The following is a 15282-nucleotide window of genomic DNA, read 5'->3' on the forward strand; positions in this document are numbered from 1 at the left end:
TGATGACGTCGTGCCCGGCCCAGGCCAGTCCGCCCAGCGTCGCCACGAACAGCACGACCACCGCGCCCGCACGCGCGAGGAGTTCGGACGGCGCGATCACAACTCCGGCCGTGCGCAGGGACCTTAGGAAGAACCAGGAGAGGAGGAGCGCACCCACCAGGCTCACGCCCAGTGGCGTGATCTCGATGGCCGTGTGCGCCTCCGCACCTTTCAGGCCGAAAGCGGACACATCACCGGACGGTGAGACCGAACCACCCGCCCCGAGCGCCACAACGGCCGCCGTCATCGGGCCGAGTGAGCCCGCCGCGTCCGCCTCCAGCAGATGCAGCCCGAGCGCGGCCGTACCGGCCATACCCATCAACGCCCAGCTCACAGCGGCGATCGCGGACAGCAGGATGTCTCCCCACGGCAACCGTGCACCGTGCCTCGTGGGTTCGACGCCCGTGGCAGCACTCATGGCAGACCCCCCGATCCGCGGCGCGACCGGTCGCCGCGCATGCCCCCCTCGCGTGGGATTACCACTCTCCGGGTCGTTTTCAACCCCGTCAACGGGACGTTCTGCAGCGCCCGTAGGCGCTCTTCGCGAGGCCCGACTTTCGGTCATGGGGCCGCGCCTGAAATAGTTCCCCACGATGTTCGACATCCCTAGACTCCCTGTGATGGGGGTAACTCGGGGGACAACTCAGTGGGGCATGGAGTGCCGGAACTCGTACTGGAAACAAACGGACGGACCTGGACGCTCGATTCGTCCAGGTCCTACACACTCGGACGCGATCCGCAAGGAGACGTCGTGTTCGACGACGCCAGGGTCTCCTGGCGCCACGCCACGGTCAGCTTCAACGGCCGCAGTTGGGTCATCGAGGACCACGGCAGCACCAACGGCACGTTCGTGCAGGGTCAGCGGATCGGCCAGATGGAGATCGGCCCGGGCTCGTCCGTGCACCTCGGCAACGCGACCGACGGACCGCGGCTGAATCTGTCCGGCGCCGCGGCGGCCGTGGCACAGCCCCAGCAGCAGCCGTACGCCGCGCAGGGCGCGGGCGCCGGCTGGGCGCAGCAGCCGCCTCAGCAGCAGGCGCCGCAGGCCGGCTACCAGCAGCCGCAGCAGCCGCCGGTGATCCCGCAGCAGCAGGGCGGCCCGGCCGACCGGTTCGCGCAGCAGGCGCCCGGTGGCGCCGCGGGGGCGCCGCCGGTGTACGGGGACCGCAGCCCGACCACGTTCCACCAGTTCTCGCTCGGCCGCGTGATGCGCATCGGCCGTGCCCTGGAGAACGACCTGGTCGTCTCCGACCTGCAGGTCTCGCGCAACCACGCCGAGTTCCACGCGACGCCCGACGGGCGCATGGAGATCCGCGACCTCGGCTCGCACAACGGCACCTACGTCAACGGCCAGCCGATCCCCAAGAGCGGCTCCGCGGTGCTCGGCCCGAACGACATCGTGGGCGTCGGCCACTCCACCTTCCGCATCGTCGGCGACCGTCTCGAGGAGTTCGTCGACACCGGTGAGGTCTCCTTCTCCGCGCGCCATCTGACCGTCACGGTCGACGGCGGCAAGCAGATCCTCAAGGACGTCTCCTTCGGCGTCCCGGAGAAGTCGCTGATCGCGGTCATCGGCCCGTCCGGTTCCGGCAAGTCGACCCTGTTGAAGGCGCTCACCGGCTACCGGCCCGCCAACCAGGGCGAGGTGCTGTACGACAACCGGAACCTCTACAAGCAGTTCGCCGAGCTGCGCCAGCGCATCGGTCTGGTCCCGCAGGACGACATCCTGCACAAGGAGCTGACCGTCAAGAAGGCCCTCAAGTACGCGGCCAAGCTGCGCTTCCCGGCCGACACCACGGCCGCCGAGCGCGATGCCCGGATAGACGAGGTGCTGCGCGAGCTGAAGCTGGACATCCACAAGGAGAAGAAGGTCACCTCCCTCTCCGGCGGCCAGCGCAAGCGTGTCTCGGTGGCCCTGGAGCTGCTCACCAAGCCGTCGCTGATCTTCCTGGACGAGCCGACCTCCGGCCTCGACCCGGGTATGGACCGCGACGTCATGCAGCTGCTGCGCGGCCTCGCCGACGACGGCCGTACGGTCCTCGTGGTCACCCACTCCGTGGCCGAGCTGGCACTGTGCGACAAGCTGCTCGTGATGGCGCCGGGTGGTGCGGTCGCCTACTTCGGACCGCCCGAGGAGGCGCTGAACTTCTTCGGCTACGACACCTGGGCCGACGTCTTCTCCGCCTTCGAGAACTACCGCGACTACGACTGGGCCGGGCGCTGGAAGGGCTCGCAGCACTACCAGATGTACGCCGCGGACATCGACGCCGTTGCGCCGCAGTCCGTACAGATGCCGCCGATGCAGGCGATGAAGCCGCCCAAGCCGCAGGGCTGGATGTCGCAGTTCGTCACGCTGGTGCGCCGCTATGTCTCGGTGATCGCGTCCGACAAGGGCTTCCTCGCCCTGATGGTGATCCTGCCGGCCGTCCTCGGCGCGGTGAGCCTGCTCATCGACGCCGACAAGGGCCTGCTGCCCAACCCGGCCAACCCGCAGACCGGCCGGATCATCCCGAACGGCACGGCCACCACGGTCCTGCTGATCCTCGCGGTCGGCGCCTGCTTCGCGGGTGCCGCGAACTCGGTCCGTGAGCTGATCAAGGAACGGGTGATCTACGAGCGGGAGCGCGCGACCGGCCTGTCCCGCTCGGCGTACCTGATGTCCAAGGTGTTCGTGCTCGGCATGATCACCGTCTTCCAGGGCCTGCTGGTCGGTGTCATCGGCTTCACCAGCCGTGAGATCCCGAAGGAGGGCCTGGTCCTCGGCAGCGCGACGATCGTCGAGCTGTCCGTGCCGATCATGGCGCTCGGCTTCACCTCGATGATGTTCGGCCTGATCATCTCCTCGCTGGTGAAGACGGCCGAGAAGACCATGCCGCTGCTGGTCATGTTCGCGATCATCCAGGTCGTGTTCACGGGCTGCCTGTTCACGCTGCACGGCTCGATCGGCGTCAACGAGTTCTCGTACCTGATGCCGTCGCGCTGGGCGGTCGCGGCCGCGGGCGCGACGCTCGACTTCAACAAGATCAGCCCGCCGAAGGACGGTGGCGGCACCGACCCGCTGTGGGACCACACCGTCGGCGCCTGGGGCATGGACATGGCCGCCCTGATCGCCCTCGGCGTGATCTGCGGCTTCTTCGTGGCCCGCTTCCTGCGCCGCCACGAGCCCGAGGTCATGCGCAAGTAGTCCGCGCCGTACGACGCCGAAGGGCGGCTTCCCCATCGGGGAGCCGCCCTTCGGCCGTACTCGCTACGTGCTGAGGCCCGCGCCTGCCTCAGTACGCGCTGTTGACGTTGTCCATCGAGCCGTACTTGTCGGCCGCGTAGTTGCAGGCGGCGGTGATGTTGGCGACCGGGTCGTAGATGTTCCACGAGGTGCCGGGCACGTGGTACGCCCGGAAGGTCGGCGGGATGACCTGGAGCAGGCCCTTCGACGGGATGCCGTTGATGGCGTTGATGTCCCAGTCGTTGATCGCGAGGGGGTTGCCCGAGGACTCGCGCATGATGTTGCGGTGCAGGCCGCTGTAGCTGCCCGGGATGCCCTTGGACTTCATGATGTGCAGGGACTCCCGGATCCAGCCGTCCAGGTTGTTCGCGTAGGACTTCGCGGCGGGCTTCGTGGCGGCCTTGAGGGCGACGCGGTGGGTGGAGCGGCTCGCGGTCTGCTGCGCGGCGTGCGCCCTGGCGACGCGCTCCTGGGCGGCGTGCACCTTCGCGACGCGCGCCTGGGCGGCCTTCTTGACGGCCTGGGCGGCGACCAGCTTCTGCGTCGCGACCGCGGCCCGCTGCTTGGCGACCACCTGGGCGGCGGCCTGCTTCTTGGCGGCGATGGCCTCGATCTTCACGTTCTGAGCCGCCAGCTGGTCCGTGACCGTGCCCTTGACGTTCTGGATGCGCTCGGTGCTGTAGGCCACGTGGGCCTCGGCGGGCGCGCCGGTCGTGAGCGTCTGGGCGTTGCTCGGCACCGCGGAGATGGCGACGGCGGCGGCACCGACCACGGCGACACCGGCGATCGCGAACTTGTGGTTCTTGGTCAGCGAGCGACTATGACCACGGGTGTTGTTGTGCTTGGGCATGACTGATGGACCTCTTCGAATAGCGCGGGGTCGCTCTTTCGTCCGGCGGGAGACTCCGTTCCGTCCCGCACGAACGCCGCGGGGACGAACCCACGGCGCTGAGCGACGGCAGCCATTCTTAGCGACCGCAAAATCCTGTGGCAAAGGTGTGACGTACGATCCCGGGTAGTAGCACAGGCAAGGGCAAAACGGGACAGACAGGACCGTCTGCCCCGTTCATTGCGGGCGCGTTTATCTCCTATGTCCGTTCGTACGTGATCTGGGCCCTATGTGCGGGCTCACATGGATCATGAGGCATACTCACCAACCGTTGCCTCAGCAACGCTCTGCGTGAGGTCCTTCCTCCGGCAGGATCAGATGCACGTCCCCGAACTCGTGCCACAGGTAGAGCCCGCGCAGCGCCTCCCGGTAGCCGCGGTCCACCGCCGCCCGCCCCGCGATCGCCTCCGGCATCAGAAGATGCGAGGCCTCCGGCTCGTGCAGCCCGGTCAGCAGCCCGTCGACCACCCGCACCCCGCGCCCCGGCGTGACGACGAGATCCGTCCACCCCTCGGCCGCCCGCACCACCCCGTCCGGCCCGGCGGCCGACTCCACGGCCCGTACCGCCGTCGTCCCGACCGCCACCACCCGGCCGCCCCCGGCCCGCGCCGCGTTGATCAACCGCGCCGACGCCTCCGGCACCGCGAACCGCTCCGGATACGGCGGCTCGTGCGCCTCCGCCGACGCCACCCCCGTGTGCAGCGTGATCGGCGCGAACTGCACGCCCCGGCTCACCAGCTCCGCCACCAGCCCGGGCGTGAAGGGCCGTGCGGCACTCGGCATCTCCGCACTGCCCGCCCCGTCCGCGGACGGCAGCGCGAACACCGTCTGGTACACCGACAACGGCTGGTCCCGGTCCGTATAGGAGTAGCGAATGGGCCGCCCGTGCTCGCGCAGCAGCCCGAGCACCTCCGCGCCGGTCACCCGCGCCCACCACAGCCGCTCGCCCCGCGCGCTCAGCGGCTCCTCCAGCACCAGGCGCACGCCCCCGGGCAGCCGCACCTCTGTTCCCGCGGGCGCTCCCGCACGCGCGCGCGTGGTGCCCCGCCCGTCCGGGTCCCGCAGCTCCACGGCCCAGCGCCCGTCGTCCCCGCGCGTCGAGAAGTGCACCACCACGCGCGCGTGCCCCACCTCCCCGTCCACCGCCGCGGCCAGCGTCGGCGAGGTGTTCACCACCAGCAGGTCCCCGGCCCGCAGCAGCCGCGGCAGCTCCCGGAACGCGTGGTGCGACACCTCGGTGCCGCGCGAGACCAGCAGCCGTACGGCATCCCGGTCCAGCCCCGGCCCGCGCTGCTCGGCCGGCACCCGCGCCGACAGCTCCTCGGGCACCTTCCCCCACCCTCGGACCGGCTCGACCGCAGGAACCCCCGTCGCCAGCGTCATCGCCGCCCCTCCAGCAGGGCGGGCGCCGCGTACCGGCCGCTCGCCGGCCGCTCCTCCAGCAGCCGCAGGAAGGCGGGCGCCACACCGGCCGGCTCCGGCCGCGGATCGTCGTCGTCCGGTACGGCCGCCGCGTACAGGTCCGTCGCCATGTCCCCGGGGTCCACCGCCCACACCCGCAGCTCCGGCTCCTCCGCCCCGAACACCGCCGCCAACTGGTCCAGCGCCGCCTTCGACGCCCCGTAACCGCCCCACGTCTCGTAGGCCTCGGCCGCCGCGTCCGAGCTGACCGCGACGACCGCGCCCGCGTGCGACTCCCGCAGCAGCGGCAGCGCCTCCTGGACCAGGCCGAGCGTCGCCACCACGTTCACCTCCAGCGCCCGCCGCAGCCCCTCCAGAGGCAGCTCGGCCAGCCGCACCAAAGGCTCGGCGCCCAGCGCGCTGGCATTGCTCACCAGCAGATCGAGGCCGCCGAGCTTGCGCGCCGCCGCCACCAGGTCGGCCCGGTGCCCGGCGTCGGTGACGTCCCCGGGTGGCGCCTCCACGCGCGTGCCGTGCGCGGCGGCGGCCGCGGCCGCCTCCCCGAGGGCCTCGGCTCCCCGCGCGTCGAGCACCAGATCCCAGCCGCGCGCGGCCAGCGCCTCGGCGAGCGCCCGCCCCAGCCCCTTCGAGGCCCCCGTGATGATCGCTACCGGCATGACAACCGTCCCCTCGTCGTGGCCGCCGCAGACCGGCGGTGGCATCAACGTAGGAACGGCACCGCCCGGTCCGCCTCGGACGCGGGCCGCAATGCGCCGGGGTCCTTCGGCCTAGGCCCCGCGTCCGGGCCCCGGTCCTAGGCCGCCGGACGTAGGGCCCGGGGCCCAGCCCGTGCCGTCACAGGTCCGATCCGCGCCGTCACACCCCGCCGGTACCGTGAGGAACATGAGTCATCGTCCCCGGTCCGGCCTCGCCGCGGTGAGCTCCGCCCTGCTGGCCATGAGCCGGCATCTGGAGGTGCGCGACGTCCTCAAGACGATCGTCGCCTCCGCCCGCGAGCTGCTCGACGCGCAGTACGCCGCGCTGGGCGTCCCGGACGACCACGGCGGCTTCGCCCAGTTCGTGGTCGACGGCGTCAGCGACGAGCAGTGGAAGGCCATCGGCCCGCTGCCGCGCCAGCACGGCATCCTCGCCGCGATGCTCCACGAGTCCCGCCCCGAGCGCCTGGCCGACGTGCGCAAGGACCCGCGCTTCGAGGGCTGGCCCGCCGCCCACCCCGAGATGTCGGACTTCCTCGGCCTGCCGATCCGCGACGGCGACGAGATCATCGGAGCCCTCTTCCTGGCGAACAAGAACTGCCCCAAACTCGAGGGCCGCTGCGGCTTCACCGAAGAGGACGAGGAACTGCTGTCGATCCTCGCCCAGCACGCCGCCATCGCCCTCACCAACGCACGCCTGTACGAGCGCAGCCGCGAGCTGACCATCGCGGAGGAACGCTCCCGGCTCGCCCACGAACTGCACGACGCGGTCAGCCAGAAGCTGTTCTCCCTGCGCCTGACGGCCCAGGCGGCGACCGCGCTCGTCGACCGCGACCCGGCCCGCGCCAAGGGCGAGCTGCACCAGGTGGCCCGCCTCGCCGCGGAGGCCGCCGACGAACTGCGCGCGGCCGTCGTGGAACTGCGCCCCGCCGCACTCGACGAGGATGGCCTCGTCGCCACCCTGCGCAATCAGGTCCAGGTCCTCGACCGCGCCCACAGCGCGCGCGTGACCTTCACCAGCACCGGCTTCCGCGCCCTGCCCGCCGCCCAGGAGGAGGCCCTCCTACGGGTCGCCCAGGAAGCCCTGCACAACGCGCTGCGGCATGCGGGGGCGGAACGCGTGGACGTCACCCTGGGCCGCCGGGCCTTCGGAGCCGTCCTGCGCGTCACCGACGACGGCAGCGGCTTCGACCCGCGCTCCGTCCGCCGCGCCGGACGCCATCTGGGCCTGGTCTCCATGCGGGACCGGGCCAGCGGCGTCGGCGGCAGGCTGACGGTGGAGTCGGCGCCCGGCAAGGGCACCGTGATCGAGATGGAGGTCCCCGGTGGCTGACGCAATCAAGGTGCTGCTCGTCGACGACCACCAGGTGGTCCGCCGGGGCCTGCGCACCTTCCTGGAGGTCCAGGACGACATCGAGGTCGTGGGCGAGGCGGCCGACGGCGCCGAGGGCGTCGACCGCGCCGAGGAACTGCGCCCCGACGTCGTCCTCATGGACGTCAAGATGCCGGGCATGGACGGCGTCGACGCGCTGCGCAGACTCCGCGAACTCGACAACCCGGCCCGCGTGCTGATCGTCACCAGCTTCACCGAGCAGCGCACGGTGGTCCCGGCGCTGCGCGCGGGCGCCGCCGGGTACGTCTACAAGGACGTGGACCCCGACGCGCTGGCCGGCGCCATCCGCTCCGTCCACGCCGGCCACGTCGTGCTCCAGCCGGAGGTGGCCGACGCGCTGCTCTCCCAGGAGGAGACCAACTCGGGCCAGGGCAGGGGCGGTTCACTCACGGAGCGGGAGCGCGAGGTGCTGGGCCTGATAGCGGACGGCCGCTCCAACCGCGAGATCGCCCGTGCCCTCGTCCTGTCGGAGAAGACCGTCAAGACACACGTCTCGAACATCCTCATGAAACTCGACCTCGCGGACCGCACCCAGGCCGCGCTGTGGGCCGTACGTCACGGTGTGACAGGGTGAGATTCATACCGTCGGGGGAATGTCACCCGGACGGCGCATCCTCCGGCGAGCTCCGCCGTTCTCCAGTGCGTGCCGCGGTGATCGCCGCGGTGATCGCCCAGGAGGGGTAGAGAAGTGAAGAACCTGAAGAAGGTCGCGGCCGTGACGATGGTGGCCGGAGGTCTGGTGGCAGCCGGTGCGGGGATGGCCTCCGCGACGACCGGCGGCGCGTGGGCCGGCGGCGAGGCCAAGCACTCCCCGGGCGTCGCCTCGGGCAATGTCGTCCAGGTCCCGGTGCACGTCCCGGTGAACGTGGTCGGCAACACCGTGAACGTCATCGGTGCCCTGAACCCGGCCTTCGGCAACCTGGGCGTCAATCACTGAGCCCACCCCCCCCACAGCCCACCGGCCTCCCGCCATCGCACCGGGGGGCCGGTCGCTTCTTTCTTGTGACGGTGCCGCGCCCACTCAACGCAGGCCGGCACCGCGCAGCCCGTCCGGCGCTTGAGGACGAGGCCGTCCAGGCCGAGACGGGGGCCTGGGGGCAGAGCGACCAGGGACGCCGACACCGACGCCGGTCACCACGAACCCCCGCTCACCGCCCCCCCTCCTCCACAACGGAGTTGTACGCCGCGACCTGCGCCCGCCGAGCCGTCCGCTCCACCGGCCGCAGCGCCGCCCCCCGCGCCGTCATCTCGGAGGCACTCACGGCACCCCCGTGGCCGTTCTCATAGGCCAGGGAGACCAGCAGCCCCACCCGCTGCGCGAGTTCCAGCACCCGCACCGCCCGTGGCGGATAGCCCGGCGCCAGTACCTCCCGCCCCCGCTCGGCCCGCGCCCGGTACGCGTCGATGGCCGCCTCGGCCACCGGCCCGGAACTGGCGACGTCCAGCCGCGACAGCACCTCGGTCGCGTCCCGCAGGGCCTCCGCCAGCTCCCGCTCGGCCTCGCCCAGGGACGGCACGTCGGCCGGCGGCGCCTCCCGCACCTGCAGGCAGTGCCAGACCACCTCGACATGCACATCACCGGCGGGCCCGGCCTCGTACACCTCGGGAACCAGCCCGAGCGCGGCGCCGTGGCAGATCACCGCCTCCTCGGACTCCAGCGCCCGCGCGTTGAACTCCGGCGGCCCGCTCAGGCCCAGCGGATGCCCCGGCGCCGGCAGCGCCACCCGCAGCCCGGTCGCCCCGAGAGCCCGCAGCCGGCCCAGGCCGAGCGTGAGACCGACCGGCGCCGATTCACCCGGCAGCCCCTCCACCCGGTGCACCGCGTCGTCCCCGACGATGGCGAGCACGGCGTCATCCGGAGAGACAAGTCCGGCCAAAAGGGCATTTCCCCAAGCGGCGAGGCGTCCTGAACGCGGTTCCGAGAGCATGCCCCCACCCTAAGGACCGGACCGATGGAATGGACCGCGGCACCGGTGGCGTAGATTTCGTAGGGGCTGCGCCCACCGGCGCGGCGGACCGAGCCACAGGCGTACGCGACAGCCGAGACCGGCCACACTGCAAGGGGAGACAACGCGCTCATGAGCGATGTTCTGGAGCTTCAGGACGTATCCGTGGTCCGCGAGGGCCGGGCTCTGGTGGACCAGGTCTCCTGGTCGGTGAAGGAGGGCGAGCGCTGGGTCATCCTCGGCCCCAACGGCGCGGGCAAGACCACCCTCCTGAACGTCGCCTCCAGCTACCTCTTCCCCAGCAAGGGCACCGCCACCATCCTCGGCGACACCCTCGGCAAGATCGACGTCTTCGACCTGCGCCCGCGCATCGGCATGGCCGGCATCGCCATGTCCGAGAAGCTCCCCAAGAGCCAGACCGTCCTGCAGACCGTGCTCACCGCCGCCTACGGCATGACCGCCGCCTGGCACGAGGAGTACGACGAGGTCGACGAGCAGCGCGCCCGCGCCTTCCTCGACCGCCTCGGCATGAGCGACTACCTGGACCGCAAGTTCGGCACACTCTCCGAAGGCGAGCGCAAGCGCACCCTCATCGCCCGCGCCCTGATGACCGACCCCGAGCTGCTCCTGCTCGACGAGCCCGCCGCCGGCCTCGACCTCGGCGGCCGCGAGGACCTGGTCCGCCGCCTCGGCCGCCTCGCCCGCGACCCGATCGCCCCCTCGATGATCATGGTCACCCACCATGTCGAGGAGATCGCCCCCGGGTTCACCCACGTCCTCATGATCCGTCAGGGCAAGGTCCTGGCCGCCGGTCCGCTGGAGCTCGAACTCACCTCCCGCAACCTCTCCCTCTGCTTCGGTCTCCCGCTCGTCGTCGAGCAGGTCGGCGAGCGCTGGACCGCCCAGGGCCTGCCGCTGTCCTGAGCCACCCCCAACGCGCCCTGTCCGCACGGGAAGTGCGGACCTACCATGACCATGTGAACGACATCGACGCATGGGTGTGGTGGCTCGTCGGCGCGGCGGCGCTCGGAATCCCGCTCGTGGTCACCGCGATGCCGGAATTCGGCATGCTCGCGGCGGGGGCCGCCGCGGCCGCTGTTGTCGCGGGCCTCGGACTCGACGTCGTGATCCAGGTACTCGTCTTCGTCGCCGTCTCGGTCGCCCTCATCGCCGTCGTCCGGCCCATAGCCGCCCGGCACAGCCTCCAGCGCCCCCAACTGGCCACAGGCGTGGACGCGTTGAAGGGCAAGCAGGCCGTCGTGCTGGAGCGCGTGGACGGCTCCGGCGGCCGCATCAAACTCGCCGGGGAGGTCTGGTCGGCCCGATCGCTCGACACCGACCGTGCCTACGACGTGGGCCAGGCAGTGGATGTCGTCGACATCGAGGGGGCCACCGCGATCGTCATCTGACCTCGCAGGACTCAACTGAACCGAACACCTCCCGAGTCGTGCGACGGTCTGTCAGACTCGTCCAGCAAGATCTTCAACAGCCACAGGATCTGCCGAAACGCCGCGGCGGAGAGGGGTACGGGGAGCGACGATGGAACCGGTCATCATCGTCTTGGTCATTCTGGTGGTGTTGGTCTTCATCGCCCTGATCAAGACGATTCAGGTCATCCCACAGGCCAGCGCCTCCATCGTCGAGCGCTTCGGCCGCTACACGCGGACACTCAACGCGGGCCTCAACATCGTGGTCCCGTTCATAGACACCATCCGCAACCGCATCGACCTGCGCGAACAGGTCGTGCCGTTCCCGCCGCAGCCGGTGATCACCCAGGACAACCTGGTCGTGAACATCGACACCGTCATCTACTACCAGGTGACCGACGCGCGGGCCGCCACCTACGAGGTCGCCAGCTACATCCAGGCGATCGAGCAGCTCACCGTCACCACGCTCCGCAACATCATCGGTGGCATGGACCTGGAGCGCACGCTGACCTCCCGCGAGGAGATCAACGCGGCCCTGCGCGGCGTCCTCGACGAGGCCACCGGCAAGTGGGGCATCCGCGTCAACCGCGTGGAACTCAAGGCGATCGAACCGCCCACCTCCATCCAGGACTCGATGGAGAAGCAGATGCGCGCCGACCGTGACAAGCGCGCCGCGATCCTCACCGCCGAAGGTACGCGCCAGGCCGCCATCCTCACCGCCGAGGGTGAGAAGCAGTCCCAGATCCTGCGCGCCGAGGGTGAGGCCAAGGCCGCGGCCCTGCGCGCCGAGGGCGAGGCCCAGGCCGTGCGTACGGTCTTCGAGGCCATCCACGCCGGCGACCCGGACCAGAAGCTGCTCTCCTACCAGTACCTCCAGATGCTGCCGAAGATCGCCGAAGGCGACGCCAACAAGCTCTGGATCGTCCCCAGCGAGATCGGCGACGCCCTGAAAGGCCTCTCCGGGGCCATGGGCAACTTCGGCCCCCTGGGGGGCGGTTCGGGAGGCGGCGGAGCCTCCGTCCCGAACCAGAACAACGGCCCGTCCGCGGAGCGCCGGGAGAAGCCGCAGATCGACTGACCGCCCGCGGACACGACCCCCGCGGACGACTCCCGCACACACGAAGAGGGGCTCGCCCTCCACGGAAGGCGAGCCCCTCTCACATGCCCGCTACGCGGCCGGCTGCGCGAGCCACTCCGGCAACGCGTCGAAGTCGTCCCGCCCCAGCGCCAGCAGCATCGCGTCCTGCGGCGTCGGCTCGAACGGCTGCCGCAGCAGCGGCATACCCGCCTGCTCCGGAGTCCGGTCCGCCTTGCGGTGATTGTCCTCCGCGCACGAGGCGACCGTGTTCAGCCACGCGTCCGCACCGCCCTGCGCCCGCGGCACCACGTGGTCCACGGTCGTCGCCCGCCGCCCGCAGTACGCGCACTTGTGCCGGTCGCGCACCAGCACACCCCGCCTCGACCACGGGGCTTGTCTTCGGAACGGCACCCGTACGTATCTGCAGAGCCTGATCACCCGGGGCGCGGGTATGTCCACCTCGGCACCGCGCATGCGCAGTTCGGGGTGGGCCTGCTCGACGACGGCCTTGTCCGTCAGCACCAGAACGACGGCGCGGTTCAGCGTCACCGTCGACAGCGGCTCGAAGCTCGCGTTCAGAACCAGCGTGTCCCGCATCCAGCCCACCTCCCGTGTGCACCGCCCACTCCCCGGCGGGCTTGGATCAACTCTGGACGGGCGCGCCGAGATGGACAACGCAATAAAAAATGCCCGCCCCTGATCACTTCCAAGACCGGGGGCGGGCAAACGTTCCATGAACGCTCGGCTGATTCGGTACTCCTCGTCAGCCCTTCCGGGGGTTCTCGTACTCGCCGATGAGCTGGGCGCGCGCGATCGCGTGGAACCGCAGGTTGAAACCGACGACGGCGGGAGAGGCGTCGGCATCCGGGCCGAGCTTCTCCTGGTCCACCGCGTACACCGTGAAGACGTACCGGTGCGGCCCGTCCCCCGGCGGCGGCGCGGCACCGCCGAACTCCTTGGTGCCGTAGTCGTTGCGCGCCTGGACCACGCCCGCCGGCAGCCCCTCGAACTTGCCGCTGCCCGCGCCCGCCGGCAGCTCGGTCACCGAGGCCGGGATGTCGAACGCGACCCAGTGCCAGAACCCGCTGCCCGTCGGGGCGTCCGGGTCGTAACACGTCACGGCGAAGCTCTTGGTCCCGGTCGGGAACCCCTCCCACCGCAGCTGCGGCGAGGTGTTGCCCTCCGCGTAGACCTGGGCGCTCTTGAGCGTCGCCCCTTCCTCGACGTCCTCACTCGCCACCGTGAAGGACGGCACGGGCGGATGGAAGTCGTGGGGGAGCGGCCGCCGCTTGAGCTCGGTCACCTCGGTACCTCCTGATCGAATCCGTTCAGTGGGACCGAGCCTAGAACCAGTTGCGCTTGCTGCCGACCTCGGACAGCCACTGGTTGAGGTAAGCCGCCCAGTCGGTCCCGTGGTAGTCGTGCAGACCGACCTGGAACGACCGGAAGGTGTCGGAGCCCTCGCTGAACAGACCCGGCTTCTTGTCCATCTCCAGGATCACGTCCATGGCGTGTTCGTCCGCCACGAAGCTCAGCTCGACCTGGTTCAGACCCCGGTACTGCGACGGCGGGTAGAACTCGATCTCCTGGTAGAACGGCAGCCGCTGGCGCGTGCCCCGGATGTGGCCGCGCTCCATGTCGGCGTTCTTGAAGCGGAAGCCCAGCTGGATGAACGCGTCCAGGATCGCCTTCTGCGCCGGCAGCGGGTGCACGTTGACCGGGTCCAGGTCACCCGAGTCCACCGCGCGGGCGATCTCCAGCTCGGTGGTCACACCGATGTGCATCCCGCGCAGGGACTGACCGTCGATCATCGTGATCGGCGTCTCCCACGGGATCTCCAGCCCGAACGGAACGGCGTGCACGGCACCGGCCTGCAGCTCGAAGGCCCCGCCCAGGCGCACCTTGGTGAACTCGATGTTCTGCTTGTACTCCTGGTCGCCGCTCTCCACCTCGACCTGCGCCTGCAGACCGACGGACAGCCCCTCGATGTCCTGGTTCACGGACCCGCCCTGGATCCGCACCTCGCCCTGGACGACACCGCCCGGAACGACGTTGACCTCGGTGAGCACCGTCTCGACCGAAGCCCCGCCGGCCCCCAGGCTCGCGAGCAGCTTCTTGAACGCCATGACTCTCCCTTTACGTCTGGATCCCTGACCCCTACAAACGCGATCCGGGCACTGCCGGTTCCGCGCCTCACCCTGGCAATCGGGCGAACCTTTGACCAGCCCTTGGTACGGAACCACCTGGACTACGCTCGTACGACATGATCGCGCCCCCGGACCGTACGCCATTGCCGAGGACCTTCTTCGACCGCCCCGTACTGGAGGTCGCGCCCGATCTCCTCGGTCGGATCCTGGTACGGCAGACCCCGGACGGTCCGATCGAGGTGCGTCTGACGGAGGTCGAGGCGTACGACGGCCCGAACGACCCCGGCTCCCACGCCTATCGCGGTCGCACCGCCCGCAACGACGTGATGTTCGGTCCCCCCGGACACGTGTACGTCTACTTCACCTACGGCATGTGGCACTGCATGAACCTCGTCTGCGGTCCGGACGGTCGGGCGAGCGCCGTCCTGCTCCGCGCGGGGGAGATCGTCGAGGGCGCGGATCTCGCGCGTAAACGTCGACTCTCGGCCCGAAATGACAAGGAACTGGCCAAAGGGCCGGCCCGCCTGGCCACGGCACTCGGCGTGGACCGGACCCTCGACGGCACCGACGCGTGCGCCCCCGGCGAGACGCCGCTGCGGATGCTGACCGGCGCCCCGGTCCCCTCCGACCAGGTACGCAACGGTCCGCGTACGGGCGTGGCCGGCGACGGCGGCGTCCACCCCTGGCGCTACTGGGTCGCCAACGACCCCACCGTGAGCCTCTACAGGGCCCACACCCCCCGCCGCCGCTCAAGTTGACGCGCCCTTGGGAGGTGCGTAATGTAGCCCGAGCCGCTGAACCGGGTACGGCAATCGCCAGCAGCCGGAGCGGCCAACCCACTACCTGCTAGTTCCCCTTGACCGGGGCGATTTCTGGCGTGCCCGCATGCCCGAATTCAATCCCGCGGAACTCGATTATGAGTTGCCGAGAGAATCAGCTAGCGTAGTGAATGTCGAAAGGCCGACGGGCGAAAGCCCAAAGCCCACAGACAAATCCCGCCGACCGGGAATCGGACGCCGAAAG

Annotated in this window: 16 protein-coding genes; 8 read left to right on the forward strand and 8 right to left on the reverse strand. The window is 70.5% G+C overall.

What is annotated here, in order from left to right:
* Positions 1-457: streptophobe family protein (locus IPZ69_RS43445; protein WP_235460418.1), on the reverse strand; the 457-nt coding region annotated here is incomplete at its 3' end.
* 240 nt (positions 458-697) lie between these two features.
* Here IPZ69_RS43445 and IPZ69_RS43450 point away from each other — a divergent pair.
* Positions 698-3223 (forward strand): ABC transporter ATP-binding protein/permease, encoded by a 2526-nt coding sequence (locus tag IPZ69_RS43450; RefSeq protein WP_235460419.1) that lies wholly within the window; start codon positions 698-700, stop codon positions 3221-3223.
* 88 nt (positions 3224-3311) lie between these two features.
* On the opposite strand, the gene IPZ69_RS43455 is transcribed toward IPZ69_RS43450, so the two are convergent.
* The 3 genes from IPZ69_RS43455 to IPZ69_RS43465 form a co-directional block, all read right to left on the reverse strand.
* Positions 3312-4112 carry a transglycosylase SLT domain-containing protein gene (locus tag IPZ69_RS43455; protein WP_235460420.1) on the reverse strand — a complete coding sequence of 267 codons (801 nt, stop codon included), beginning with the start codon at positions 4110-4112 and terminating at the stop codon, positions 3312-3314.
* Positions 4113-4427: 315 nt separating this feature from the next.
* The gene (locus IPZ69_RS43460; RefSeq protein ID WP_235460421.1) at positions 4428-5534 is read right to left on the reverse strand and encodes an S-adenosylmethionine:tRNA ribosyltransferase-isomerase; all 1107 of its coding nucleotides are present in this window, start codon (positions 5532-5534) and stop codon (positions 4428-4430) included.
* Complete coding sequence (locus IPZ69_RS43465; protein WP_235460422.1) at positions 5531-6229, reverse strand: SDR family NAD(P)-dependent oxidoreductase; 699 nt, start codon at positions 6227-6229, stop codon at positions 5531-5533. Before IPZ69_RS43465 ends, IPZ69_RS43460 begins: the two co-directional genes overlap by 4 nt.
* Positions 6230-6455: 226 nt before the next feature.
* Here IPZ69_RS43465 and IPZ69_RS43470 point away from each other — a divergent pair, with 226 nt between their 5' ends.
* The 3 genes from IPZ69_RS43470 (at position 6456) to IPZ69_RS43480 (ending at position 8598) form a co-directional block, all read left to right on the forward strand.
* Positions 6456-7601, forward strand: a complete 1146-nt coding sequence (locus tag IPZ69_RS43470; protein ID WP_235460423.1) for a GAF domain-containing sensor histidine kinase — start codon at positions 6456-6458, stop codon at positions 7599-7601.
* Positions 7594-8235: a response regulator gene (locus tag IPZ69_RS43475; RefSeq protein WP_235460424.1), complete on the forward strand. Its 642-nt coding sequence runs from the start codon at positions 7594-7596 to the stop codon at positions 8233-8235. Before IPZ69_RS43470 ends, IPZ69_RS43475 begins: the two co-directional genes overlap by 8 nt.
* A 114-nt stretch (positions 8236-8349) precedes the next feature.
* Entirely contained in the window at positions 8350-8598 is a 249-nt protein-coding gene (locus IPZ69_RS43480) for a chaplin family protein (RefSeq protein WP_235460425.1), read from the forward strand.
* Positions 8599-8809: 211 nt separating this feature from the next.
* Here IPZ69_RS43480 and IPZ69_RS43485 read toward each other — a convergent pair whose 3' ends face one another.
* Positions 8810-9589: a hypothetical protein gene (locus tag IPZ69_RS43485; protein ID WP_235460426.1), complete on the reverse strand. Its 780-nt coding sequence runs from the start codon at positions 9587-9589 to the stop codon at positions 8810-8812.
* Positions 9590-9739: 150 nt separating this feature from the next.
* On the opposite strand from IPZ69_RS43485, the gene IPZ69_RS43490 reads away from it, so the two are divergent.
* The 3 genes from IPZ69_RS43490 to IPZ69_RS43500 all read left to right on the forward strand — a co-directional run bounded on the left by IPZ69_RS43490 (position 9740) and on the right by IPZ69_RS43500 (position 12112).
* A complete protein-coding gene (locus IPZ69_RS43490; protein WP_235460427.1) occupies positions 9740-10531 on the forward strand; it encodes an ABC transporter ATP-binding protein in 792 nt (263 codons plus the stop codon).
* A gap of 53 nt (positions 10532-10584) precedes the next feature.
* Entirely contained in the window at positions 10585-11016 is a 432-nt protein-coding gene (locus tag IPZ69_RS43495) for an NfeD family protein (RefSeq protein WP_235460428.1), read from the forward strand.
* 130 nt (positions 11017-11146) lie between these two features.
* Positions 11147-12112 carry an SPFH domain-containing protein gene (locus IPZ69_RS43500; protein ID WP_235460429.1) on the forward strand — a complete coding sequence of 322 codons (966 nt, stop codon included), beginning with the start codon at positions 11147-11149 and terminating at the stop codon, positions 12110-12112.
* Between the two features lie 90 nt (positions 12113-12202).
* Here IPZ69_RS43500 and IPZ69_RS43505 read toward each other — a convergent pair whose 3' ends face one another.
* The 3 genes from IPZ69_RS43505 to IPZ69_RS43515 form a co-directional block, all read right to left on the reverse strand.
* Complete coding sequence (locus IPZ69_RS43505) at positions 12203-12709, reverse strand: HNH endonuclease (RefSeq protein WP_235460430.1); 507 nt, start codon at positions 12707-12709, stop codon at positions 12203-12205.
* Between the two features lie 166 nt (positions 12710-12875).
* On the reverse strand, positions 12876-13415 hold the full coding sequence (locus tag IPZ69_RS43510) for a YbhB/YbcL family Raf kinase inhibitor-like protein (protein WP_235460431.1): 540 nt from the start codon (positions 13413-13415) through the stop codon (positions 12876-12878).
* Positions 13416-13455: 40 nt separating this feature from the next.
* Positions 13456-14238: a sporulation protein gene (locus IPZ69_RS43515; RefSeq protein ID WP_235460432.1), complete on the reverse strand. Its 783-nt coding sequence runs from the start codon at positions 14236-14238 to the stop codon at positions 13456-13458.
* 137 nt (positions 14239-14375) lie between these two features.
* On the opposite strand from IPZ69_RS43515, the gene IPZ69_RS43520 reads away from it, so the two are divergent.
* Positions 14376-15017 (forward strand): DNA-3-methyladenine glycosylase, encoded by a 642-nt coding sequence (locus IPZ69_RS43520; protein WP_235460433.1) that lies wholly within the window; start codon positions 14376-14378, stop codon positions 15015-15017.
* Positions 15018-15282: the final 265 nt, after the last annotated feature.

Source organism: Streptomyces olivochromogenes (genome assembly GCF_021538895.1).
Lineage (GTDB): Bacteria > Actinomycetota > Actinomycetes > Streptomycetales > Streptomycetaceae > Streptomyces > Streptomyces olivochromogenes_A.

Bases quoted from the DNA above. Each gene is read 5' to 3' on its own strand.
- IPZ69_RS43500 (WP_235460429.1), top strand. From the start codon at position 11,147: ATGGAACCGGTCATCATCGTCTTGGTCATTCTGGTGGTGTTGGTCTTC.
- IPZ69_RS43505 (WP_235460430.1), bottom strand. From the start codon at position 12,709: ATGCGGGACACGCTGGTTCTGAACGCGAGCTTCGAGCCGCTGTCGACG.
- IPZ69_RS43520 (WP_235460433.1), top strand. From the start codon at position 14,376: ATGATCGCGCCCCCGGACCGTACGCCATTGCCGAGGACCTTCTTCGAC.
- IPZ69_RS43490 (WP_235460427.1), top strand. From the start codon at position 9,740: ATGAGCGATGTTCTGGAGCTTCAGGACGTATCCGTGGTCCGCGAGGGC.
- IPZ69_RS43470 (WP_235460423.1), top strand. From the start codon at position 6,456: ATGAGTCATCGTCCCCGGTCCGGCCTCGCCGCGGTGAGCTCCGCCCTG.
- IPZ69_RS43460 (WP_235460421.1), bottom strand. From the start codon at position 5,534: ATGACGCTGGCGACGGGGGTTCCTGCGGTCGAGCCGGTCCGAGGGTGG.
- IPZ69_RS43455 (WP_235460420.1), bottom strand. From the start codon at position 4,112: ATGCCCAAGCACAACAACACCCGTGGTCATAGTCGCTCGCTGACCAAG.
- IPZ69_RS43465 (WP_235460422.1), bottom strand. From the start codon at position 6,229: ATGCCGGTAGCGATCATCACGGGGGCCTCGAAGGGGCTGGGGCGGGCG.
- IPZ69_RS43485 (WP_235460426.1), bottom strand. From the start codon at position 9,589: ATGCTCTCGGAACCGCGTTCAGGACGCCTCGCCGCTTGGGGAAATGCC.
- IPZ69_RS43515 (WP_235460432.1), bottom strand. From the start codon at position 14,238: ATGGCGTTCAAGAAGCTGCTCGCGAGCCTGGGGGCCGGCGGGGCTTCG.